The organism is Lactobacillus sp. A27 (genome assembly GCF_016742815.1).
GTDB classification, from domain to species: Bacteria; Bacillota; Bacilli; order Lactobacillales; family Lactobacillaceae; genus Lactobacillus; species Lactobacillus gallinarum.
On the sequence record NZ_JAEHNT010000037.1, the window covers coordinates 87,694 to 110,919 of the forward strand.

At 35.8% G+C, this 23,226-nt stretch carries 22 protein-coding genes, 3 tRNA genes and 1 pseudogene; 3 read left to right on the forward strand and 23 right to left on the reverse strand.

The window, feature by feature from the left end; genetic code table 11:
- Nucleotides 1-33: 33 nt before the first annotated feature.
- On the reverse strand, nt 34-1,134 hold the full coding sequence (locus JEM49_RS06245; protein ID WP_025005399.1) for a glycosyltransferase family 4 protein: 1,101 nt from the start codon (nt 1,132-1,134) through the stop codon (nt 34-36).
- A gap of 7 nt (nt 1,135-1,141) precedes the next feature.
- Nucleotides 1,142-1,870 (reverse strand): WecB/TagA/CpsF family glycosyltransferase, encoded by a 729-nt coding sequence (locus JEM49_RS06250; RefSeq protein WP_201874160.1) that lies wholly within the window; start codon nt 1,868-1,870, stop codon nt 1,142-1,144.
- A 129-nt stretch (nt 1,871-1,999) separates the two neighbouring features.
- On the opposite strand from JEM49_RS06250, the gene tagD reads away from it, so the two are divergent.
- On the forward strand, nt 2,000-2,386 hold the full coding sequence (tagD, locus tag JEM49_RS06255) for a glycerol-3-phosphate cytidylyltransferase (protein WP_025005397.1): 387 nt from the start codon (nt 2,000-2,002) through the stop codon (nt 2,384-2,386).
- 64 nt (nt 2,387-2,450) lie between these two features.
- Here tagD and JEM49_RS06260 read toward each other — a convergent pair whose 3' ends face one another.
- From JEM49_RS06260 to JEM49_RS06295, 8 genes are all read right to left on the reverse strand, one after another.
- The gene (locus JEM49_RS06260; RefSeq protein WP_201874162.1) at nt 2,451-3,152 is read right to left on the reverse strand and encodes a GntR family transcriptional regulator; all 702 of its coding nucleotides are present in this window, start codon (nt 3,150-3,152) and stop codon (nt 2,451-2,453) included.
- An 88-nt stretch (nt 3,153-3,240) separates the two neighbouring features.
- Entirely contained in the window at nt 3,241-4,356 is a 1,116-nt protein-coding gene (locus tag JEM49_RS06265; protein WP_025006042.1) for a hypothetical protein, read from the reverse strand.
- A gap of 117 nt (nt 4,357-4,473) precedes the next feature.
- The gene (locus JEM49_RS06270; RefSeq protein ID WP_201874207.1) at nt 4,474-6,060 is read right to left on the reverse strand and encodes a peptide ABC transporter substrate-binding protein; all 1,587 of its coding nucleotides are present in this window, start codon (nt 6,058-6,060) and stop codon (nt 4,474-4,476) included.
- 188 nt (nt 6,061-6,248) lie between these two features.
- Nucleotides 6,249-6,320, reverse strand: a tRNA-Gln gene (locus tag JEM49_RS06275).
- 34 nt (nt 6,321-6,354) lie between these two features.
- Nucleotides 6,355-6,436, reverse strand: a tRNA-Tyr gene (locus tag JEM49_RS06280).
- Nucleotides 6,437-6,509: 73 nt separating this feature from the next.
- Nucleotides 6,510-7,061 (reverse strand): hypothetical protein, encoded by a 552-nt coding sequence (locus JEM49_RS06285; RefSeq protein WP_087235699.1) that lies wholly within the window; start codon nt 7,059-7,061, stop codon nt 6,510-6,512.
- A gap of 98 nt (nt 7,062-7,159) precedes the next feature.
- On the reverse strand, nt 7,160-8,635 hold the full coding sequence (locus JEM49_RS06290; RefSeq protein WP_201874168.1) for an SLAP domain-containing protein: 1,476 nt from the start codon (nt 8,633-8,635) through the stop codon (nt 7,160-7,162).
- Nucleotides 8,636-8,961: 326 nt separating this feature from the next.
- Nucleotides 8,962-9,795 carry a MurR/RpiR family transcriptional regulator gene (locus JEM49_RS06295; RefSeq protein ID WP_201874170.1) on the reverse strand — a complete coding sequence of 278 codons (834 nt, stop codon included), beginning with the start codon at nt 9,793-9,795 and terminating at the stop codon, nt 8,962-8,964.
- A gap of 152 nt (nt 9,796-9,947) precedes the next feature.
- On the opposite strand from JEM49_RS06295, the gene JEM49_RS06300 reads away from it, so the two are divergent.
- Together JEM49_RS06300 and JEM49_RS06305 are read left to right on the forward strand one after the other, a co-directional pair.
- Entirely contained in the window at nt 9,948-10,631 is a 684-nt protein-coding gene (locus tag JEM49_RS06300) for a ribose-5-phosphate isomerase A (protein ID WP_201874172.1), read from the forward strand.
- Nucleotides 10,618-11,607 (forward strand): Gfo/Idh/MocA family protein, encoded by a 990-nt coding sequence (locus JEM49_RS06305; protein WP_201874174.1) that lies wholly within the window; start codon nt 10,618-10,620, stop codon nt 11,605-11,607. The genes JEM49_RS06300 and JEM49_RS06305 overlap by 14 nt, the downstream gene beginning before the upstream one ends.
- Nucleotides 11,608-11,661: 54 nt before the next feature.
- Here JEM49_RS06305 and JEM49_RS10530 read toward each other — a convergent pair.
- The 13 genes and pseudogenes from JEM49_RS10530 to JEM49_RS06365 all read right to left on the reverse strand — a co-directional run.
- Nucleotides 11,662-11,883, reverse strand: a pseudogene (locus tag JEM49_RS10530) (aminotransferase class I/II-fold pyridoxal phosphate-dependent enzyme); the annotation flags it as partial.
- A gap of 202 nt (nt 11,884-12,085) precedes the next feature.
- Nucleotides 12,086-12,157: transfer RNA gene (locus tag JEM49_RS06310), tRNA-Gln, on the reverse strand.
- A gap of 173 nt (nt 12,158-12,330) precedes the next feature.
- Nucleotides 12,331-13,773, reverse strand: coding sequence for a sucrose phosphorylase (gene gtfA, locus JEM49_RS06315; RefSeq protein WP_201874181.1), 1,443 nt, complete (start codon nt 13,771-13,773; stop codon nt 12,331-12,333).
- Nucleotides 13,774-13,894: 121 nt separating this feature from the next.
- Nucleotides 13,895-15,001 (reverse strand): ABC transporter ATP-binding protein, encoded by a 1,107-nt coding sequence (locus JEM49_RS06320; protein ID WP_087175876.1) that lies wholly within the window; start codon nt 14,999-15,001, stop codon nt 13,895-13,897.
- 14 nt (nt 15,002-15,015) lie between these two features.
- The gene (locus JEM49_RS06325; RefSeq protein WP_201874183.1) at nt 15,016-16,308 is read right to left on the reverse strand and encodes a glycoside hydrolase family 32 protein; all 1,293 of its coding nucleotides are present in this window, start codon (nt 16,306-16,308) and stop codon (nt 15,016-15,018) included.
- On the reverse strand, nt 16,308-17,165 hold the full coding sequence (locus JEM49_RS06330; protein WP_201874185.1) for a carbohydrate ABC transporter permease: 858 nt from the start codon (nt 17,163-17,165) through the stop codon (nt 16,308-16,310). The genes JEM49_RS06325 and JEM49_RS06330 overlap by 1 nt, the downstream gene beginning before the upstream one ends.
- The gene (locus tag JEM49_RS06335) at nt 17,158-18,042 is read right to left on the reverse strand and encodes a carbohydrate ABC transporter permease (RefSeq protein ID WP_013085935.1); all 885 of its coding nucleotides are present in this window, start codon (nt 18,040-18,042) and stop codon (nt 17,158-17,160) included. The genes JEM49_RS06330 and JEM49_RS06335 overlap by 8 nt, the downstream gene beginning before the upstream one ends.
- A 20-nt stretch (nt 18,043-18,062) precedes the next feature.
- A complete protein-coding gene (locus tag JEM49_RS06340) occupies nt 18,063-19,358 on the reverse strand; it encodes an ABC transporter substrate-binding protein (protein WP_087363306.1) in 1,296 nt (431 codons plus the stop codon).
- 197 nt (nt 19,359-19,555) lie between these two features.
- Complete coding sequence (locus JEM49_RS06345; RefSeq protein ID WP_201874187.1) at nt 19,556-20,527, reverse strand: substrate-binding domain-containing protein; 972 nt, start codon at nt 20,525-20,527, stop codon at nt 19,556-19,558.
- Between the two features lie 40 nt (nt 20,528-20,567).
- Entirely contained in the window at nt 20,568-21,248 is a 681-nt protein-coding gene (locus JEM49_RS06350; RefSeq protein WP_191335720.1) for a glycerophosphodiester phosphodiesterase family protein, read from the reverse strand.
- Between the two features lie 51 nt (nt 21,249-21,299).
- Nucleotides 21,300-21,959 carry a putative quinol monooxygenase gene (locus tag JEM49_RS06355; RefSeq protein WP_087175870.1) on the reverse strand — a complete coding sequence of 220 codons (660 nt, stop codon included), beginning with the start codon at nt 21,957-21,959 and terminating at the stop codon, nt 21,300-21,302.
- 65 nt (nt 21,960-22,024) lie between these two features.
- Nucleotides 22,025-22,612 carry a histidine phosphatase family protein gene (locus JEM49_RS06360; protein ID WP_098045927.1) on the reverse strand — a complete coding sequence of 196 codons (588 nt, stop codon included), beginning with the start codon at nt 22,610-22,612 and terminating at the stop codon, nt 22,025-22,027.
- A complete protein-coding gene (locus JEM49_RS06365) occupies nt 22,613-23,191 on the reverse strand; it encodes a histidine phosphatase family protein (protein ID WP_025006065.1) in 579 nt (192 codons plus the stop codon).
- Nucleotides 23,192-23,226 lie beyond the last annotated feature (35 nt).

Here is a 23,226-nt window from a genome sequence, read left to right on the forward strand (position 1 = left end):
ACTATCACATTGCTATTTTTGAACTTGATTTTCTTAGACGTTTTTTGACAATGTGTCGTAAACTTTTTGAATTGTCTCTAATTGATTTCTTACAGAAAAGTGTTCTTCCGCATAACGTTTCTCATTATTGGCAATTTGACGCAATTCTTTGTTTGACTTATCTACCGCTTCGCCAATTGCCTTTGCAATCGAATCAATATCACCGGTTTTAGCAATGAAGCCGTATTCTGGCCCAGGAATCATCTTGTGAATATCCCCAACATCTGTGGACAAAATTGGGATTAAATTATCTGTGGCTTCTAAAAGCACAAGTGGAAAACTCTCTGAATATGAAGTAAGAACTGCCAAATCAATTCGCTTATATAAGCCGCTAAGTTGATGATGAGTCATAAAACCGTGAAAGGTTACTTGCGGTGCCATGTCTAATTGTCTGGTCAAAGCCTTTAAAGCCTCAAGCTGACTACCATCTCCTGCAATATGCAAACGAATATGTTGGTCGTCCAGTTTTTTAACAGCTTTTAAAAGCAATTCTTGGCCCTTAACCTTTTCAGTACGGGCAACATTAATAATATTGAAATAAGTATGCTCATATTTAGCGGGAATCTCACTATCGCTGTGGAAAAAGATACCATTATAAATTACATGTACCTTACTTTTATCCACTTGGACTTTATTAATGAGCAGCTGTGCAAAACGATTAGTGACTGCAAAAACACAATCAGCTTTTCTTAGCGCACGCAAATTAAGCTTGGTGAAAATTTTTCCTAAAATGCCACGCTCCTCAAAATCCAAGTATGGATCTGAATGCACAGTAATGCACCAAGTTGCTTTGATTTTTTTATAAATTAGAGAAAGAAAAAGGTTGGCTCTAGCCCCATGCGTATGCACAATGTCATAATGTCCATTGTTAATAAATTGGGTTAACTTACGTAAACTAGCCAAATCATAACGACTATTAGCACCAAGCACATGGGTAGTAATCCCCTTTGCACGAGCCGCCTGAGCTACAGGACCTTCAGCTAAAGTCAATAATTCAAAATCTTTACCTTCATTTTTGGCTTCAGTTAATAAATTAACAATATGTGATAAACCGCCACCATTTTCAAGACCAGCATTTACATGCAAAACCTTCATCAATTAATTATTTTCCTCTCTTCGATTGCTTAACGCGTACAACAAATTTAGGCAATACCATCATTCGCTTAAAACGAGATGGATTAGTAATCAAACGATAGAACCATTCTAGATGCGTCTTTTGAAAAATTTCCGGTGCTCTTTTGACCATGCCAGAGAAAACGTCAAAACTGCCACCTACGCCCATCATTAAGGCTGGAGTTTCATTTCTACGTAAAATAGCTAGTAGTTTTTCTTGCTTAGGAAAACCTAGCGCTGCGAAGACCATATCCGGTTGAGTTTTTTGAATTCTACGAGCCACTAAATCTAAGTCTCCCTTAAAGTAGCCATCTTCTGCGCCGACTAAGTTAATATTAGGGTATTCTTTAGCTACCTTAGCTTGCACAACATGAATTACTGCCGGCTTAGCACCAATCAGGTAGACGCGACTGCCGCGGTCGTTAGCCACACTCATTAACCAAGTGAACAAGTCATAACCCGTCACTCTTTCAGGTAGTGGCTGCTTAATCATCTTAGCCGCCTTAACAATACCTATACCATCCGCAGTGATATAATCTGTATCATTTTTTAAAATTTTCATGAATTCTGGGTTTTCGTTAGCTGCCATTACGATTTCAGGATTAGCAGTTACTACAAAAGTAGATAAGTGATCATTCAGTCGACTAATAAATTCATTTTGAAATTGATTAAAAGTTTTATTATCAAAATTAACGCCTAAAATATTAACTTTATCCATTTCCACACACCTCACGCGTCTTTTCATCTAGTATCTATTTTACCATTGGAATAAGCAAGTACGCGTATGATATTCAAGTTTTATCTTTTCTTCAAACATGATAAGATTGTCTTGTTAAAAGGAGAAAAAATGAAAAAGGTAATTACTTATGGCACGTTTGACCTGCTTCACTATGGTCATGTTCGTCTGCTTAAAAGAGCTAAAGAATTAGGCGATTATTTAATTGTAGGACTTTCTACTGATGAATTTAATGAATTCAAAAAGCACAAGGAAGCTTACAATACTTATCCCGAACGCAAATATATTTTGGAAGCTATTCGCTACGTTGATGAGGTTATCCCTGAAAAAGATTGGGATCAAAAAATCGACGATATTAAAAAGTACAATGTCGATACTTTTGTAATGGGCAGCGATTGGGAAGGCAAGTTTGACTTCTTAAAGCCTTATTGTAAGGTTGTTTACTTGCCAAGAACACCAGGGATTTCAACCACTAAAATCAAAGAAGATCTAAAATAAAAAAAGCTCCAGTTCCACTCAAGTTTTTGAGTGAAATTGGAGTTTTTATTTTGTCCTTTTAATTCTACTTAGAAAAAGTAAATTCAAATCGTTCAGCCACGTAACGAGCACGTGTATATTCAAATGGTTGTCCAGATGCCAGTTCAGTTACCTGTCGTCTAGTGATTAAAGGTTCGCCCTTCTTGGCCTTCAATAAACGCGCATCTTGTTCATTAGCAATAGCCGCAGAAATGTGTTCCGTTACTTTGCCAATTTCAAAACCGCTACGCTTTTCCAAGGTTTCATACAAATGGCTAGAAATATCTTCTTTAGAAAAGTCTTTAACCAAATAATATGGCACCGTAACTACTTCATAACAAATCGGAATATCATCTGCATAACGAATTCTTTCCATGCGCAATACATTTTCATCCTGCTTAAGAGCTAAGCGTTCTTTTTCAGATAAAGATGGATTCCCTACTTGATAGGAAATTAATTTACTTGAAGGTACTTGGCCATTAGCTTTGGTAATTTCAGTAAACGACATGATACCAGACATTTTTTCTTGCACTTTTTGACTGGCAACATAAGTCCCGCTACCTAGTCGGCGTTCAAGAATTCCTTCTTCTTCCAATGTTTTAATTGCTTGGCGCAAAGTCATCCGTGAAACGCCAAAGCGCACTGATAGCTGACGTTCTGCTGGAATTCGGTCCCCTACTTTATAAACGTGGTTTTCAATATCGCGTTTAATCTGGTTGTGGATCTTGATGTACATTGGTTCTTCCATAACTACACCCCCAAAGTTTAATACCAATTATTATTATATGCTAAATTGGTCTAGATTGCATTTCATACACTAAGTTAATTTTGCCTGATTATTTTTTCTTAGCGGTCCAGTGCATCCCTAAAATATAAACGTTTGGACGCTTATTATATTCCACATTCAATGTATCAGTTTGCGCAGCTAAGACGTTGGTCTTTAATTTAGCTTCGTCCTGCACTGCCAAATCCGCCTGGTTAGGATGAAGAATTAAATCATGACCATTCAATTGAGCATGTCCACTTAAGGCTAAAAAATATTCATAATTCATATTTCCGATAAAGGTTACCCGCGTAGCCTCACAACTGCTCTTATCTTGAAAATCAGCATGCTCCATCACAATGGAATTATTCATTGTCACCTTAGCCTCATCAACTACGATCATGCGATCAATAGTTGAATTTTGGATAATAGTATGCGTCTTTTTATCGATATAAATCCCACCGTTAAATTTGCTATTAACGATGTTGCTCCAACAATCATCACTTAGATAAAGGCATGAATCATCCTTAGCAGTAAGAGTACTATTAAGCATATTCATCCAAGTTTGGCCGTGCAATAACACATAATCGACCTCAGAGTTATTGAGATCCAATTCCGCATTTGTTTTCAAAAAGGTATTGATACTGCCGCGAATATTAGAATTATTAATAATTGCCGTTCCGTGCCCTTCAAGAGCTAGAGCACAATAATTTTCAGATGGATAATCAATTTGTGAATCATTCATCTCTAAACGAAAATCTGCATTTTCGTACATAGAAACAGATCCACCAGTTATCTTAGTTGAATAAAGTTCAAGAGTCACTTTACCATTAATGGCAATAGCTGCCGTATCTGTACCATACCCCTTAACACAACAGTTTCTTAAAGTAACATAACCGTTAGTTTCTATTGGTACAAAAATACTATTATTATCTGTTGTCGTATTCACGCAGAGATTTTCTAATGTGACATAACGACTATCTTCCGAAACGCTGATGTTACCATAAATAGTTGTATCCTCAGCTAAACTACCAGTTCCTTTAATTGTAATATCGGTTAATTCTCGACCTCTAGGCAAATAATAATATCCGGGTCCCAACATCAATACATCATCGGCACGCAAATCATTTAATGCATCATGCCAACTAGTAGCGCTGCTAGAGCCGCCAACTCTAATTATTCTAGCCATAAATAATCCTTTCTAGTCAAAAGTCAGCCTCTATTTTACCTGTTTTTTCTTTTAAGGCGCAATTTTATATTTTACACCAAAAGAGCAAACGCTTTGAAGCATTTGCTCAATTACATCTTATTTAATTTTTACATTCCAATAATATGCGACATTACCGTAAGGTGACAATTGGAAACCAGTCACTTTCTTATTAAGTAGGTATGATACACCAGCTTGATAAAGCGGTGCCGCAAAAGCATCCTTCTTGATCAATTGATTTTCGGCATTGATCAAAGCTTGTAATCTCTTCTTTGGGTTAGTAGCATAAGTGGTTTTAGCCATATCAATTTGATGCCAGAAATTATCATTATGATAATCTGGTTGCAGGTTAAATAAACCACCCACCGTCAAGAAATCAAGCGGATCTTCATAACTAGGCTGCCAAGTACCAAAGACAAAATCATAATTATGATCAGTGGTATTAGCTAACCGTGATTTAAGTGGAATCGATTTAACTGTTAAATTAAGACCTGGAAGATTCTTCATCAAATTACTTTGAATGAATTCACCAACACGCTTAGAATCATCAACGTCAGAGGTTAATAATTCTAGGTTAATCTTTTCCTTGCCCAATTCTTTTTTGCCTAAGTTCCATTCCTTACGAGCATTCTTAGGATTATAAGTTACTAAATCACCTGCATCTTGGCGGTAATCTTTACCAGTTGACTGATCAGTAATAAAGTCAGACGCTACAATACCATTAGCTGCTTTACCTTGATGCAAAATAGTTTTAACCAATTGCTGCTTATCGATCGCTTGACTAATAGCTCGACGAATATGAACATTGCCGGTTACTTTCTTTTTAATATTGAATGAAAGGTAACCATTTGTTGGCGTTATACGCGTATGAAAATTAGGATTCTTTTCATATTGCTTAACAAAATCCGAAGTTAAAGCCGCATAGTCAAGTTGACCACTTCTAAAGAGGTTCACTCCTGTCGATGGTGTTTGTACCACTTGAACGTTGACTTTATTTAAAACAATATCTTTCTTATTCCAATAATTAGGATTCTTTTTATATACCCACTTTAAGTTGGAGCCAGTCCAACCGATAACTGTAAATGGTCCATTATAAACTAAATTCTTACTGCTAGTTCCATACTTAGAGCCTAACTTTTTAACGAGTTTAGTATTTTGTGGATAAAATTGTGCACCCTCTAAAATTTCTGGTAAATATGGTATAGAATAAGCCAAAGTAATCTGTAATTTATATTTACCTAACGCCTTAATTCCTAAAGAGTTAACTGGTGCCTTACCTTGTGTAATTTTAGTACCATTTTTAATAATCGCATAGCTATCACTATCTAATGAAGAATTTTTTGGATCTACAGTCCTGCGCCAAGCAGTTACATAATCCGTTGCAGTTACTGGATCTCCATTAGACCATTTTGCATTCTTACGCAAATCAAACGTATAGACGCGTTGATCTTTAGAATGCTTAACACTAGTAGCTCCAGCTAAAATAGCTTTATTATTTTTATCAAATCGGTACAAACCTTCCATTGAATTCTGTAATACTTCTGAGCTAGTAGTATCACCATACTTACTTGAATCTAAAGTAGAAATTTCATTTGAGACGTAAGTATTCATTGTTTGAGTGTTAGCTTGAGATAATCCACTGTTAGAGGAACATGCAGCTAACACCAATCCCATTTCTATGACCATTAATCCGGAAAAAAATCGCTTAAATTTTTTAACTTCCATCTCCCCCTTTACTTACTTTTTGTATAATGCTAACATTTTATAAGTATACATTATGTTAGAAATATTTCAAACAGTTTTAACTAAAAACGCAAAAAAGAAAAAGCACCATATGATGCTTTTTCTTTGGGTTGGGTGTTCTTTTAGAACTATTGGGTTAGCTGGATTCGAACCAGCGCATGATGGTACCAAAAACCATTGCCTTACCACTTGGCTATAACCCAATACCAGCTGAACTTTTTACTTGTCGTTCAACAATGGAGGAGGGTGGATTCGAACCGCCGAACTCAGAGAGAGCGGTTTTACAGACCGCCGCGTTTAGCCACTTCGCTACTCCTCCGTTAGCTGACTTAATTATAATAACCAATATTCAGGTAAAATGCAAGGGTATTTTCAATTTTTTTGCAAATAAATTAATCCTTTTGACGTAAAACCACATATTGCCGCAACTTAGGATATTCCAATAATAAATATGTATCATAAGTCCAACTAGAACTAACGTTGAGTACCCAAATGAACCAAGAACTCTTATTGGTGAACATGACAATACTAGAAATATCTCGTAAGATTTCAATAATCAATTTTTCTGATAGTTCTGTTTTATCCATTTCTGCACCGTAGAACAATTCGACCAGAATACCAAGAATGAAGATAATAATCCAACCAACTAAGTAATGCCCACCTCTTTTAATTTTAACTTTAGGTAATCCTAGCTTATCTTTTTCATTACTAATCTTAACTTTAACATTGCGTGTTTGAAACAGTCCTATTGCAATACCAAACAAAATCAAGAACAACGTAACAAGCATAGTTAGAGGTGTAAAATTTTGACCTATGCCTAAAATCATCATAATCGCAGAATATAGCGGAATGATGATCAATGATAATCTGGTCGCTGTTTCATACTCAACCGTAGTTTTCAAAAAAGAATAAATCAAGATAATTAAAAATATCCATAAGCTCATAACTTTGCCTCTTATTACTTAATACATTTCTTTAATTGTACAGCAAAAAAGCCGATGCATTTTTGCACCGACTTTTTCGTTTATTTAAATTCTACTTTTTAATAGAAGTTTACAGCCTTGATGTAACGCTTGTTGTTGTTTCTGCAACCTTCAATTCTGTAGTACTTCTTGCCATTCTTGAATCTGTATGAAGCACCGTAAGTAGTTACAGTTTGACCCTTGTACATCTTACCAGTACCCGGGGTACGACGGTATGATGACCAGTAAATGTAGGCATTGTGACGCAACTTACGTTGAGTACCAGTAATGTTAGTTACACGAACGTATTCGTCCTTGTTAGCTACCTTGTAGTATGTCTTACCGTTGATAGTTACAATAGTTGGAACAATTTCAATGTCATTGTAAGCATAGTACATGTGACCTAAGTAGTTACCGTTCTTGTCGTAAGCTCTTGAGTCAACCATTACTGGCAAAGTCTTGGTGTTAGTATCACCAGCTGGCTTAACAAGCGATGAGGTCTTAACCCAAATGTTGCTTGAATTAGCATCTGACTTAGACTTAGTTGAAACTTGTGAGTATGATACGTTATCAATAGTTCTAGTTTGGTCAGCAACGTAAACTTGATCGCCATCCTTAAAGGTGGTTGAGCCGCTTAAAACATAATTAGCATAAATTCTATAAGTTGCGATTGAACTTGCGCCATTAGCATATAGAGTTTGCTTTTGACTTGAAGTAATCAAAACAGTATATGTTGCAGTGGTCTTCTTACCTGTTAAACCAGTAGCGGTCAAAGTTACATTGTAGTAACGACCAGCTTCTGAAGTGTTAACAGGATTTGAAGTTGCTTCGAGTGAAGCAGCAGTATTATTATTGCTGTTTTGTACAGCTGAAATAATAACTGGCTCACCATTACTATTTACGAAATTAGTTGGATCAAATTGTGAACCAACGGCTACTTGGAATATTTGACCATTAACACTGCCCTTGCTTTGACCATTCAATGACCAATTGATCACTGGATTTTGAGTAGTATCTGTAGTTGAACTTGAACCTGAAACTACAACTGGGATTTGCACAGTAGCTGTTTGTGTAGAAGTAGAACCTGTACCAGTTAAAGTAAGACTGAAATCACTAGTTGGTACTGCAGTAATATTCTTGTTATCTTTATCAAGAGTTACGCCTGCATTCTTAAGAATAGCAGCAACTTCACTATCTTTAAGGTTAACTTTTTCTCCGCTAGCATTATTTGTACTGAAGAAAACCAATCCTAAATCATTAATTGACTTAGTAACGCTAGCTACAGTATCTTTAACCTTAATAGAAATAGTAGTTGGTACAACATTAGCTGTTTTATTGGTAGTACTTGCAGCGTCAATTACTTGATTGCCATATGTAAAGTATGATCGATCAGTTGGCTTAGCTGTTGTTGCTGTAGTAGTACTTGTGGTACCAGTAGTATTAGTTACAGTACCTAAACTAATAGCAGCATTAACCGGAACAGCTGAAGCTGCAACAGGAGCAACTGCCAACAAAGCGGCAGCAGCCATACTTACAATTCTTGTATTCTTTTTCATAATTATGTGGCCTTTCCTTTCTGAAACAGAAATTCATCCTAAGCAGTAAGTTATATCTCCTTCTGCTTGTGAAATAATTATAGCATGTTACGAACCTGATTACTAAAAACAGGATCGACTCGTGTGTGTGATCTTAAGAATACCTCCTAAAATCACCAGTAATACTGTACCTTTTATTTGTTAAACTGTAGTTACCGTACTTTTACAATTAAGATTCAAAGCGTTACATTTTTGTGAAGTTTTAAACAAGTTATTGATTTATGACTGCCTTTATGTGTGTTAAAAAAGGGTAATTTTCACATCTGTTCGCTTGAAAAATTGTAATTTTAGATTTTTTGATTAGAAATGATCGCTTCATGTTCTTTTATATGCTCAACTCGTTCTGCATCCCTCGCAATAAGCAACAAATACAGCGCTTCAATCATCGTCATACTTGCCACCCGTGAGAAATAATACTGCGACTGCATCACTGTCTGCCGGACTGCCGTCTTCAAATGCACATCAGCTAATAGCGCAATCGGCGAATCAGCACGATTGGTGATCGCAATCACCTGCATCCCTTTTTGTTTAGCTACCTTAATTTGCTTAATGATTCCAGCCGCTTCACCTGAATTTGAAATCACCAGTAAACAATCCTTTTTATTCAGATTCATTGTCTGTGCAATCGCCGTTTCAATCGTGCCGCCCGAATCAATCGCTAACAAGCCAATCTGATTAAATTTATACACTGCATCAGAAGCCACTGGATAAGTATCACCTTCTGCACTAACCTGCACAATTCTGCTTTCAGTCAAAAGCCGCAATACCCGATCTAATTTGGCTTCAGTCACATTCTCCAAAGTCGCCTTAATCTCTGCGACTTTATTTTTTTCAATTAATTCCAAGTTAGCACTAGCATCATCACGTGACATATTTTGAAGTGAAACACTTTCAGTCGCATTCTGGGCTAATTGAATTTTCAAATCGTGAAACCCCGTTAAATTCAAATTATGACAAAAGCGTGTCACCGAAGCATCACTTACTCCAGCTTCAGTTGCTAATTTTGAAATCGTGTAATTTACTACCTGTTCAGGTTGTTTTAGGACTACTTGAGCAATCTTTTGATCACTGGCTGACATTGTAGATAATTCGCTATAGATTGTATCGATAATTTTAGTCATTATTTTCACCTTTTCTGTGCCAAAATTATATCATCTCTGTAATTAATTTTCATAGTTTTATTTTTCAAGAAAATAAATTTATAATTTGATTGACGAAAATCATTTACCAAGTTAATATATACTTGTAAATAATTTTCACAGGAGAAAACAAAATGAAAATTAATTCAATAAGTGAACTAGCCTTGAGTAAAATCAAGCCGAAAATGACTATTTCTCTTGGTGGCGGAAGCACTGTATTTAAACTAGCTCAAGCTATTGCGCAGCATAACTTGAACATCACATTATATTCTCCATCCGAACTTACTTGCTTTAAGTGCAAAGAACTCGGATTAGAACTCCTTCCTTCTACTGCCGCAACCAAGATCGATATAGCCTTCGACGGCTGCGACAGTATCGATAAGAATTTTAACGTTTTAAAAAGTTTAGGTGGAATTCATCTTTTTGAAAAGCAAGCAGCCCAAATTGCCAAGCAGTTTATCCTCCTCTTGCCTAGTGAAAGAATACAACCTGTTTTGAATCCGAAGATTCCGCTTTGTCTTGAAGTGTCACCACCATGTGTTAATCAAGTGCAGAAGTATTTAAGCAATTTGCATTTGACTAGCAAGATTCGCCAAGATAAATCAGTAGCAATTTTCACTCGTACGCCTTTGGGCAACTACTTAATTGATGTATTTAACGAAGATTGGCACAATATTTCTGAACTTAATCGCAAAATTTGTTTACAAAATGGCGTAGTCAGCTCTTCGCTATTTGAAGACTTAGCTACTTCATTAATTACTGAAAAAGATGGAAAAATTATTGAACTCAAGAGAGGTAATAATCATGAAAAAATTTAATTGGGGAATTATCGGTACTGGCTGGATTGCACACGACATGGCTGACGCCTTGAACAAAGTCAACGGTGAAATTTATGCTGCCGCCAATCCCAATGAAGAAGCACTACATGTCTTTGTCCAAGAAAAGCACGTGCAACATGCTTTCACTAATCCTGATGAAATGATCAACGATCCTAACATTGATATCATCTACATCGCTACCCCGCACACTTTCCACTACGATTACATTAAGAAGGCCCTCAATGCGGGCAAGCACGTCTTTTGTGAAAAAGCAATTACCATCAATGCGCGCCAATTTGATGAGGTAGCTCAATTAGCTAAAGAGAAGCACCTAATCTTAATGGAAGGTTTTACCCTTTATCACATGCCAATCTACCCAAAGATGCAAGACCTGATTAAGGCGGGCAAATTTGGCGAAATTAAAATGATCCAAATTAATTTTGGCTCACTCAAGGACTACGATCCGCAGAATCGCTTCTTTAATAAAGACCTTGCTGGTGGTGCATTGCTGGATATTGGTGGCTATGCAACAGCTTTTGCTATCAGCTTTATGGATGAATATCCTGAAAGTATCAACACCACGGTGAAATTCTTTGAAACTGGCGTTGACGAAGAAAGCGGCATCATTTTGAAGAATTCAAAAGGTCAAATGGCAGTGATGTCCCTCTCAATGCGGGCTAAGCAGCCTAAGCGTGGTTTAGTTTCGGGTACCAAAGGTTATTTTGAAATCAATCAATACCCACGCGGCACTGAAGCGGACATTACTTACACCCAGAGTGCCCATGAAGAAAGCTATGATAAGGTGACTGCTGGAGAGGCTGACCAAGCACTTAAATATGAAGTCACTGATTTTCAAAAGTATATTGAACAAGGTCATGACGAAGGTGAATTAGAAAAATCTCGCATGATCGCCCATATTTTAACCAGTATTAGAACTGCCTGGGGCATGACTTATCCATTTGATAATGAGGAATAATTAGAATTTTAAAAAAAGGATCGATGCACGAACATCGGTCCTTTTGATTTGCAACTATTTCTTATTTTCTGCAACATATTTTTCTAATCGCTTCAAGCCTTCCTTGATTTGCTCCATCGAAGTTGCATAAGACAAACGAATGTATCCTGCACCGCCTTTAGCAAAAAATGATCCAGCAATTACGGCAACATGTCCCTTTTCAACTAGGTCATAAATGAACTTGGTATCAGCCTGCTCTAATTCTGCCGAAATTTTGGCAAAAATGTAAAAGGCACCTTAAAAGCTAAAATCTGGCCTGGCTTTTGTTCAACTAATCCCTTTTTCATATGCTTTGTTAAGTCAACCATACTAGTCACCTCATAATGTAAATAAGAGCAAAATTGAAGTTAACTTAAATAAAAACACTTCTTCGTTTCTTGTCAAAGCATTTTCAATTTTAAATACAAAAAAGATCAAGCTCACCGCTTGATCTCACCTATTGGGTTAGCTGGATTCGAACCAGCGCATGATGGTACCAAAAACCATTGCCTTACCACTTGGCTATAACCCAATCTTCAAACCTTTTACTTGATTGGTTCTATTTGAATGACCTCTCGATCACCCAACAGATATTAGTATAGGGGAATGAAGAAAAAATATCAAGGAAAAATTCAAAAAAATTTTGATTTTTTCACATTTGCTCAAAAGTATCATGATTATAATCTTTGCATTTTTCAACGCCTTTTAAAAACCAAATACTTGATCATTATATTTAACTTGATAAGTCAAATTTTTAAGATCTACATGTGCACTAGCTACTTCTGTCTTATCCTTATTTATTCGAGTAATCACAATTTCATGTTCACTAGGCGTTTCTACCTCAACTGATCCATTCAAATCAAATGCAGGCACGGAGTTGCGGAATTCTAATAACTTAATTAATGATTTAACCACTGGTCTTTGAACTTGTTTTTCGATTTCATCTAATTCGTAATAGTGACGATTAATGTCTCGACCTTCTTTAGTCTTTTCCAGCAATTTAATATCATTTTCACCAGCAAGCAAACCAACATAATAAATTTGAGGAATACCTGGTGCAAAGATCTGCAATAACCGAGCAAGGAAGTACTTTTTATCATCATTACCTAATGCAGAATAATAAGTAGTATTAATCTGATAGATATCCAAATTATGATATTCAGCACTTGAATACTTCTTCTTAACATTTGCGCCAATTTGATAGAGCTTTTTGGTTGTATAATCAATCTGTTCATCGGTCAAGACATCCTTAGCATCAACTACCCCTAACCCATCATGAGTATCTAGCGTAGTAAATTGCTTCATTGGACACTTCTTTAACCAGTTAGCTAATTGTATACTATTACCGCTATAAAGTGAATATAGCAAGACCATTGGCAAAGCAAAGTCATAGATGAAGTAGCCATGCTTAGCCACCTTAAATGGCATAGTGTAATGCTCATGAATTTCTGGCAAAATCGTTGCTGGAGTGTCTTTCAAATAATCATTTACCTCTTCAAGCAATGACCAAATTTCAGGCTCCACAAAGAAATCATTGGTATCTAGTTTTTTAATGGCATAAGCAAAAGCGTCCAGACGAATCAGACTAGCACCATGCTTAGCCAAATTTTGCAAATTATTCTTAATAAATTCTTGAGTGGTCTTAGTTCTTACATCCAAATCCATTTGATCGGGGCCAAAAGTATTCCACATCTTTTCATGACTGCCATCTTTGAATTCAATATCTTGATATGGAGCTTTAGCTTTACGTTTATAAATTAAATCAATATCCTTTTGTATTGGTCGACCAGCAGGCCAGAACTTATCCCAGCTTAAGAACAAATCACTATACTTGCTCTGATCATGCTTAGCCTCAAAATCTTGGAAATAAGCTGAATGCTTGGATAAATGATTGATCATAAAATCAAACATCAAATAATATTGCTGACCTAATTTTTCAACGTCTTCCCAAGAGCCAAATTTAGGATCAACCACATCATATCGTGTTGGCGAAAAGCCACGGTCACCATTTGATGGGAAAATTGGCAATAAGTGAATGCCACCAATTGCCTTTTTAAAATAATGGTCCATTACGTAAGATAAATCTTTTAAATTATGACCTAAACTATCTGCATAAGTTATCAACATCGCTTTATTTTGTAATTTCATTTTTAAACCTTCTTTACAAAAATAGGTTCAATCTTCGGGAAAAGATCGAACCTATAAATATTTTTGATCATCGAGGATTATGTCGAATTGTTTTTCAAAAATTAGGGGGGAGAGAAAATTATTAATTGTAAATAGCCATTGTAGTGTCTTTATCGAAGAAGTGAGCTTTATTAACATCGAAACCCATCTTTACATGATCACCTGGCTTGTGGTAATCACGTGAATTTACATCGGCTACAAATTCAGTACCATCGACTTTTTGATACAGTTGAATTGTAGCACCAAGCAATTCGGAAACTACAACTGTTGAACTGATTACAGCATCAGGCCACGTTTCCAAGAATGCTTCCTCAGCATGAATGTCTTCAGGCCGAATGCCAAATACGATGTCCTTATCGTTATAGCCCTTCTCATTAAGCATCTTTGCCTTACCTTCTGGGATGCCAATGTTTAAGCCTTTACCATCGGAAATACGGCCATCCTTGTAATGAACATTAAAGAAGTTCATTTGTGGTGAACCAATAAAACCGGCTACAAACATATTCTTTGGCTTGTTGTAAACTTCAAGTGGCGTACCAATTTGTTGTACCTTACCTACTGACATAACTACTACTCTATCAGCTAAAGTCATAGCTTCAGTTTGGTCGTGAGTAACATAAATTGTTGTCGTACCTAATCTTTGATGAAGTTTAGCAATTTCTGCACGCATAGATACACGTAATTTAGCATCAAGGTTTGAAAGAGGCTCATCCATCAAGAAGATTGGTGCATCCCGCACAATTGAACGTCCCAAAGCAACACGCTGACGTTGACCACCTGAAAGAGCTGCGGGTTTCTTCTTTAAATAGCTAGTCAAACCCAAAATTTCAGCTGCGTGCTTTACTTTTTTATCAATATCTTCCTTAGAATAATGTCTAAGCTTTAATCCAAAGGCCATGTTGTCATAAATAGTCATATGTGGATACAAAGCGTAGTTCTGGAAAACCATCGCAATATCTCTGTTCTTTGGAGCAACATCATTCATGACTTTATGATCAATCTCAAGCGTACCTTCGGTAATATCTTCCAAACCGGCAATCATTCTTAATGTTGTTGATTTACCACAACCTGAAGGACCGACAAAAACGATAAATTCCTTATCTTTGATGTGCAAATCAAAGTCATTTACAGAATACTTGTCATTGCCATCATATTTTTTATAAATATGGTTTAAATCTACTTCTGTCATTTTTCATTTCCTTGCTAATTTACCTTTTTAAGCATTGCTTGTTTTATTCCAGCAACAAAAGTAACAATACTTAAAGTCTTACTTTGACTAAAGAGTTCAAAGCTCGAATTATCAATCACCAATGTCAATTTATGATTATCTGGATGCCATGAAACAGTTTTAATAAATACAGGTGAATGAATTTCAATTACATATTGATCTTCTTTTTTGCGAGTAATGTGAATCTCACCATTATCGCCTTTTAATATCAAACTATGATCAATAGGAATTTCTTCAGTTAATTTATAACTGCCTAAATCAATATCTTGACTGTCAGATAATGACATATCATTTATTGTTCCAATTGGTTTTTGGATTAATTGACCATTAATTGTAGTCAGCATTCTTGGGATCCCCATCATACCGTTCCAAAGATGACCGGATTCTTCAAGATAGTTAACATGATCAGCACTTCTCAACCAAGGAATAATAATTCGATTGTCTTTTTCATCTACAAAGCTTTGAGAAGCATAGAAGTCATCGCTATCATCTAAACGATGTTGTTCTTCTAACTTAAACTTAAAGTTTTGCCAATCCATATGTCCCTTAGCAAGATAAACAACACTATTTCTGCCATCGCCTAAAATTACACTAAAGGCTAAATAATCTTGACCATTAATATTAAAGTAATCGGGACATTCGGTCATAATGCCGTATTCTTCACCTTGAAGCAAAACAGATTTAAATGACCAATGAAGCAAATCATCTGATTCAAATAAAACTAAGCTACCATGTTTTTCAAGTGCTGCGGCAACCACACAATAATACTTGTCACCGTGCTTAAAGACCTTAGGATCACGGAAGTTGCTATCGTCTGTTTCTCCAGGCAAATCTGCTACCGTCATTACTGGGTTATTTTCATATTTCTTAAAATCAACACCATCATCCGAAACAGCTACACATTGAGTTTCCGTAATTTGACCATTTTCATCTACATGTCCTGTATAAAGAACATATAACTTGCCATCTTTTTCAATAGCTGAACCTGAAAAAACACCGGTTTTGTCATATTCATGATCAGGTTTCATAGCAATTGGCATGTCTTCCCAGTGAAGACCGTCCTTGCTGCGAGCGTGTCCCCAATGCATGTTGTCCCAATGAGGAGCATAAGGATTATATTGATAATACAATTGATAATAATTTTTATAATGAATTAATCCATTCGGATCATTAATCCATCCTACTGGAGCAGTAAAATGAAAAGTTGGCCGTAATTCATCATCATCAATTTTTCTTATTTTCTTATACAAGTATGAATTTTCTTTCATTATTTATCACCATTACCTACAGAACCCATTCCTTGAGTAAGGTACTTTTGGAAGAAAATGTAAACTAAAACCAAAGGAACAGTAGAAATGGTCAAAATAGCCATAACTTGATTCATGTAAACTGGGTTCGTGCTGTTAATATTCGTAATAGCTACTTGTAGTGGGAATTGATCAGAATTGGTCAATACCATTAATGGCCATACATAATCATTCCAACTACCTATGAATGATAGTGTTCCAACTGTCGCAACTGTAGGAAGCGTCATTGGCAAAAGGATATTCCAGAAAATTCTTAGATTACTTGCCCCATCTAGTTCAGCAGCTTCTGTAATACTATCTGGAATTGCTGCGAAAGCATTTCTAAACATGTAAATATAGAATGGACTAGACATACCTGGCAAAATAACTGCCAAAGGCGTATTCAAAATACCAATAGTTTTAGCAATTTGGAATTGCTGAATTAAAAGTGTAGTACCTGGGATAACCAATAATGCAATTAATAAGCCAAAGAGTAGTTTGCGTCCTGTAAAGTTGAATTTTGCGAAACCATAACCAGCTAAAGCATTTACTACAATTGAACCTATCGTTACACTTGTTGCATAAAATACACTGTTTAAAATGTATCTCATTACTGGGAATCTATGGAAGATGCTTACATAAGCTTTGCCCCAATCAGAGATATTGCCTGAAGGTAAGAACGCCTTAAAGTTACTAATGTTGGCATAAATTTGAGATTCAGGTTTCATTGAAGAAACGATCATCCAAACCAATGGGAACAAGAAGAATAAAGCTAAAATTGTAATTAACACCGTGGTCCAAATTATATGAAACCTTCTACGTGTCATAAATTTATGCATTCTCGTCACCTCCGGCGTTTGTGATCTTTCTTTGAATAATAGTAAAGATAATAATGATAATGCCGTAGATTACACTCATAGCACTTGCATAACCTAATTGACGGTCAGTAAAACCAGTACGATAAATGTAGTAGATTGGTGTCATTGTGGCGTTTTCGGGTCCACCTTGCGTCATGATCATTGGCTGAATCATCAAGTTGAATGCACTGATGAAAGTAGTCGTTAAAATCATGATTGAAGTTGGTTTAAGCATTGGCAATGTGATGTGTAAAAATCTTTGCCAACCATTAGCGCCATCCAGTTCAGCTGCTTCATAAAGTGAATCTGGAATATTTTGTAATCCTGCTAAGAAGATTAGCATCTGATAACCAGCACCTTGCCAAGCAGATACCCCAATGATGGCAAACATAGCTTGTTTAGGTGAAGTCAAAAATGGTTGAGGTTTAATATGGAAAATACCTAAAATACCATTTAACAAACCTTGATCTGGATTAAGAATGTACATCCAAAGAATAGAAACAACAGTTAATGAAACAACTTGTGGTGCAAAGAATGAAATCTTAAAAAATGTATTTCCAGGTCTCTTTTTATTAACAATTAAAGCTAATCCTAAAGCTGCACCAACCTGAATTGGCATAATAAAGATGACGAATTGTGCAATGTTTTTTAAACTTTGTAGAAATACGGGATCTTTAAAAGTATTAATGTAATTTGTAAAACCTACATATTGTTTAGCCCATGGTGTCAAAATGTTATAGTTCGTAAAAGAATAGCTAAATGACATCAGGAACGGAATGATTAAAAATGTTAACAGAATCAGAATTGCTGGGAAAACGTACAGCCATCCGATCTGTCTCTTTATACCTTTAGCTTGCATAAAGATTCCCCTTTACTTCTCTATTTCTGAAGGTACTTTTGAATAACTTTAGCTTGTTCGTCCATTACCTTTTGAACATTAGGGTTCTTCTTGTACAAAGTTACGTTTTGAACAGTATCAGCAAATGTTCTAGTTACTTGTGGGTAGTTTACTAGGACTGGACGAGCGTGACCTGTAGTTTGGTTTTGCTTAATGAAGAATTTCATAGCTGGACCAACTTTAGGAACTAATTCTTTAGCAACACTTTTACGTACTGGTAAAACAGTATTACCCATAATACGTTCATTAGTCATCAAAGCTTTTTTACTTACTAAATAATTAATCAAAGCACCAGCTGCCTTCTTGTTCTTAGCCGCTGAAGACATTGCGTATTGCCATGAACCAGTAGGTGAAACTTCTTTATTAGTCTTCGGTGAAACTGGATATGGAAGAACTCCCCACTTTAAATTCTTATATTGATTTTGCAAAGTTTGAACTTCCCACACACCAGTCATAAACATTGCGTACTTACCAGTTTCAAAGCCTTTATCCTTTGGTGAAATAGTAGTGTAACCATCCTTAACCATGTCTTGAATTAATTGGAAGGCGGAAGTAGTTTGCTTTGAGTTGAAGTAACCTACAGCTTTAGTACCTGCAGGGTTAGTGATGCTACCACCAGCTGACCATACAAATGGTGCAAATGAGTAAAGAGCCATTTCTGAGTGGTCGTTTAAGTTCATGTTAATTGCTGGTTCGTGGAAGTGATTTGTAATCTTCTTACAAATATCTTTAAATTGATTCCAATTCCATGGCTTACTCAAAGTTGGAAGTTCTGAATCTTTAATACCAGCCTCTTTAAACATTTTTTTATTGTAATAGAATCCAATACTTGATTCTGAGTAACCAATCGCATATAACTTCTTGTTATATGTACCTTGGTCAATAATTGATTTTACAAAATCATCTTTTCCTTGAATGTATTTTCCAACTGGTTGAATAATCTTTGAATGAGCATAAGCAGCAGTGTTAGGACCATCCAAAGTTAAAACATCTGGCAAACTTCCGGAGTTCAAAGCGGCATTAACTTTATCTTCATAACCACCACCTGAACCAGAACGTGGAATAAATTGAACTTTGGCTTTATAGCCGTGTTTGTTTTCTTTATTAAAGTCATTAACATTCTTTTGAAGAGCCTTACCTTCAGGGTCAGTATTTGAAACGTGTACCCACATTGTCACGTTCTTACTGTTGCTGCTCCCTTGGTTATTGCTACATCCTGCTAAACCTAGTGCTGCAATAGCGGCAACTGTTGCAACTCCTAATTTCCACTTTTTCATAGTCTCTCTCCTTTGAAACGTTTCAATTCTATTCAAAAAATAAAACGCTTCTTATCTCTAACATAATTCTAATTAATTGAAACGTTTCTATTTTTGCCTTAAAAATAATTATTAGCACAAAACTATTTTCATTCCCTTTTTGGAAACGTTTCAACTTACATTTAAATAATAATACCGCTTTCATAACTTGTCAACAGTTATTTTGTGGTATTTCCATCAACATATCTTACTGGGTACATTTTAGCTTCATTTTTCAAACTAGGATCCGCAATTTTGCGTAAAACTAAGTCAACTGCACCATTGGCCAATTGCTCAACAGGTTGGGCAATTGTAGATATCCCTAATGGAAGATCTGAGGACAAATTCATCCCATCAAATCCTATTAATTGAATATCTTCAGGAACTCTATATCCATGTTGATTCAAAATTTTTCTTAATTTCAGCAATAATGAATCTGTATGACAAAAAATTCCATCAATTTCTTGATTATCTTTTAACATCTCTAAAAGATACGGTGTAAAGTCTTTTACAGGTTCTTGCAAAAAGATCTCTTTATAATCAATTCCAATATCCTCGAGATAATCTCTAAAACCATCTCTTCTTAGCATAGTCCCATTAAGATATTTACTATGACTACCAACATAAGCTAAGTTTCTAGCACCATGCTCTAGCAATTCTTTAGCAGCTAATTTCCCGCCTTCATAATTATCCGATGTAACATAAGATACTTTTTTATCAAAATAACGGTCTAAACTAACGAATGGAATATTGGAATAAATATATTGACCAATATCACTGTAGGTAATCGCAATAATTGCATCAATTTTATTTTGCTTCAGCATCTTAATATATTTTGCTTCTTCTGCTGGATTACCGTTAGAATTACATAATAATATTTTATAGTCTTCATTATCTAAACGTTTTTCTACATAATAAGCGAATTCTGAGAAAAATGGATACCAAATTGAAGGCAAAATAAGAGCTATGGTTCTTGAGGAATTGGTCTTCAATCCTCTAGCATATTCATCTGGAATATAATTTAATTCTTTAATTGCTTGATTAACCTTAACTAGAGTACTTTCTTTAACTCCTGGCACATGATTAATCACACGAGAAACCGTACCTACTCCTACCCCTGCTCTTTGAGCAACATCCTTCATAGTTGCCACTTTTATCACCTCTTTTTTTCACTTTCTTTTTCATTATACTTCAATAATCTTTTTTCAACTGATTCATTAATTCAAAATTGTTGGTAAAAATGCCTGCTACGCCGCGTTTCATATATTTTTTAGCCAATTTAGGATTATCCACAGTCCAAATGCGCTGTGTAATTTTGCTTGGCAAGTACCAATGTGGATGAATTGCCGCAAAATGATTTTTTCTAACAAATCTTTGTGGAAAAATAACCGGAACCTTGGTTAAAAAGCAATATTGCTGATGCGGATCGATTTGCTGGCAGTTTTTTAACGTTTGATAATTAAAAGACGAAAAGATAATGGGATGCACGAAGTGATACTCTTTTACCAGTGCCAAAACAATAGCTTCGATTCCCTTATCGTGAATCTTATTAGTCTTGAACTCTAAGTTAATGTACAAATCTTTATCCTGCAAAATTTCAAAAAGTTCTCTCAACATAGGTACAGGCTCACCATTTTTCAGATGAAACTTCCTGATCTCATTCAACGTATAATCCTTGATATAGCCACTACCATCAGTTGTCCGATCAATCTCTTCGTCATGCATAACTACGGGGACTTTATCTTTAGTCATATGCACGTCAAACTCAACGCCTTCTGCACCATGCTTTGCTGCATAGCGAAAACCTTCTAAAGAATTTTCTGCAAACTTCACCGGCAAGCCTCGGTGAGCAAAAATAATTGTTTCTGTCATATTTTACCCTACAAAAAAATACCACCTTACGGCAGCATCCCTTTTTCAAAATTAATCTAACACAATTGCACCTTGAGTTGCCAATGCATCACGTACAAGAGTCTTAACATCTCTTCTAATAACCATACCATCAGTTTCTTCAATATATTCCTTATATTGAGGACTTTGTACATGCTTATCATATGCTTCATCGTTTGCATAAACTTCAACAAAGTTCCATTCGTTAGGATTATCCTTGTTAGTACCTGACATCATAATTTCCATACCTGGTTCAGATGCAATGCTGGTAGTCATTTCCTTCTTAACTGAATGTGAGAACTTTTCAGCATCTTTCTCTTTAACTTCAACAGTTACCAGACGCATAACGAAATTATCTGCATAGCTGTTCAAAGCCTTTTGTGCATGAGTAGTGATTACTTCTGGCTTTAAGTTGATGATCTTCTTGTCAGTGCTAATGCTATCTACAGTTTCTTCAAAATCTACTGCTGACATTGATGCGATGTGCACGTCTTCAGCTTCCTTGTTACGGAATAATTCGATCTTGTAATTGTCTTCACCCTTAGCATCATCATGAGCGCTGCCAATTACTAAAGTTCCTTCTTCAGCTGGGATAGAATCGCGCATATACTTTTCAGCCTTGCGAATATATTCATCGCGATCATTTTCTGCAATATTTAATTTAGTAATTTTAAAAATTGGTGTTTCATCCATTTTTCTTGCCTCGTTTTTTATTCTTTGCATACTTAATTATAAGCTAATGTAAAAAAATGAACTCTTTATTTTTCAGTTAATTGTTCAATTTTTAATTTTTTAGCAGGCCAGCAGCTTTTTACATATTCAACTTCATGTCCGTTGCTCTTCAGTTGAACATATTCAGCATTGTGAAAGCCATGGAACTTGTGGTTGCCAGCCTTTTCACGAATATACCGACTCATGCTATCGCCATGACCGACTACTAAAATATTTTCGCCGTCTTTGGCATCCCGCAAGATCAAATTAATTCCGCGCTCCATTCGTTCAACCACTTCACGATTATCTTCCATTGAACCGGATCTAAACTTCATAAGCGGCCACCAAAAGTTTTTCTTAGCTTCAAATGGTCCATAATTTTTCTCTTTTAAATCCTTCAAACGTTCATAATCCATTTCAGGACCAACAATAATTTCTAGCGTATCACTAGCGCGCTCCTGCGTTGAACAATAAGCCTTATCAAATACTATTTGCTTTTTCTTAAAATAATCACGCAAAGCTTCAGCCTGCTTAATACCTAACTTAGTTAAAGCAGAGTCACAGCTACCTTGCATTCTTTGTTGGGCATTGAATAATGTCTGTCCATGTCGTACTAAATATAAATTTATCGCCATTTAAATTTGTTTCAAACCCTCCGCAGGCCATACATACTTATCCAAATGAACATTTTTACCATCAACTGACAACTTAACAATAGAAGCATTGGCAAAACCAGCAAAGTTAGGATCAGCAACATCTCTTACATATTTGGCCAAAATGTCACCATGGCCAACAATCAATGCAGTTTCGCCATCGTTGATGTTGTCTAAAATTTCCACAACTGCACGATGCATTCTATTAACAACATCTTCGTCCTTTTCCATAGTTGGATCAACATTAGGATTATTGTAATTCCAAGGAAGCAAAAATTCATCTCGACCTTCAAAAATACCGTAACATTTTTCACGCAAATCCTTTAATCGCTTATATGGCATTTGATGATCTGTAGCAATCTCCAAAGTGTCACAAGCACGTTCTTGGGTTGATGAAAAAGCCTTGTCAAAATGAATATTATTTTTTTGGAAGTAGTCGCGTGCCATCTCTACTTGACGAATTCCCATCTCATTTAATGGAGAATCACACCTTCCTTGCACCTTGTGATAATAATTAAAATATGTCTGTCCGTGTCGCAGTAAATATAAAGTTTTTTTCATTGCTTCCTCCGTAGTATTTTTTATCTATCATATCA

Bases quoted from the DNA above. Each gene is read 5' to 3' on its own strand.
- JEM49_RS06295 (WP_201874170.1), bottom strand. From the start codon at position 9,795: ATGACTAAAATTATCGATACAATCTATAGCGAATTATCTACAATGTCA.
- JEM49_RS06360 (WP_098045927.1), bottom strand. From the start codon at position 22,612: ATGGCGATAAATTTATATTTAGTACGACATGGACAGACATTATTCAAT.
- tagD (WP_025005397.1), top strand. From the start codon at position 2,000: ATGAAAAAGGTAATTACTTATGGCACGTTTGACCTGCTTCACTATGGT.
- JEM49_RS06290 (WP_201874168.1), bottom strand. From the start codon at position 8,635: ATGAAAAAGAATACAAGAATTGTAAGTATGGCTGCTGCCGCTTTGTTG.
- JEM49_RS06320 (WP_087175876.1), bottom strand. From the start codon at position 15,001: ATGACAGAAGTAGATTTAAACCATATTTATAAAAAATATGATGGCAAT.
- JEM49_RS06355 (WP_087175870.1), bottom strand. From the start codon at position 21,959: ATGGATGAAACACCAATTTTTAAAATTACTAAATTAAATATTGCAGAA.
- JEM49_RS06350 (WP_191335720.1), bottom strand. From the start codon at position 21,248: ATGACAGAAACAATTATTTTTGCTCACCGAGGCTTGCCGGTGAAGTTT.
- gtfA (WP_201874181.1), bottom strand. From the start codon at position 13,773: ATGAAATTACAAAATAAAGCGATGTTGATAACTTATGCAGATAGTTTA.
- JEM49_RS06300 (WP_201874172.1), top strand. From the start codon at position 9,948: ATGAAAATTAATTCAATAAGTGAACTAGCCTTGAGTAAAATCAAGCCG.
- JEM49_RS06335 (WP_013085935.1), bottom strand. From the start codon at position 18,042: ATGCAAGCTAAAGGTATAAAGAGACAGATCGGATGGCTGTACGTTTTC.
- JEM49_RS06250 (WP_201874160.1), bottom strand. From the start codon at position 1,870: ATGGATAAAGTTAATATTTTAGGCGTTAATTTTGATAATAAAACTTTT.
- JEM49_RS06365 (WP_025006065.1), bottom strand. From the start codon at position 23,191: ATGAAAAAAACTTTATATTTACTGCGACACGGACAGACATATTTTAAT.
- JEM49_RS06260 (WP_201874162.1), bottom strand. From the start codon at position 3,152: ATGGAAGAACCAATGTACATCAAGATCCACAACCAGATTAAACGCGAT.
- JEM49_RS06325 (WP_201874183.1), bottom strand. From the start codon at position 16,308: ATGAAAGAAAATTCATACTTGTATAAGAAAATAAGAAAAATTGATGAT.
- JEM49_RS06265 (WP_025006042.1), bottom strand. From the start codon at position 4,356: ATGGCTAGAATAATTAGAGTTGGCGGCTCTAGCAGCGCTACTAGTTGG.
- JEM49_RS06330 (WP_201874185.1), bottom strand. From the start codon at position 17,165: ATGCATAAATTTATGACACGTAGAAGGTTTCATATAATTTGGACCACG.
- JEM49_RS06245 (WP_025005399.1), bottom strand. From the start codon at position 1,134: ATGAAGGTTTTGCATGTAAATGCTGGTCTTGAAAATGGTGGCGGTTTA.
- JEM49_RS06270 (WP_201874207.1), bottom strand. From the start codon at position 6,060: ATGGTCATAGAAATGGGATTGGTGTTAGCTGCATGTTCCTCTAACAGT.
- JEM49_RS06305 (WP_201874174.1), top strand. From the start codon at position 10,618: ATGAAAAAATTTAATTGGGGAATTATCGGTACTGGCTGGATTGCACAC.
- JEM49_RS06285 (WP_087235699.1), bottom strand. From the start codon at position 7,061: ATGAGCTTATGGATATTTTTAATTATCTTGATTTATTCTTTTTTGAAA.
- JEM49_RS06340 (WP_087363306.1), bottom strand. From the start codon at position 19,358: ATGAAAAAGTGGAAATTAGGAGTTGCAACAGTTGCCGCTATTGCAGCA.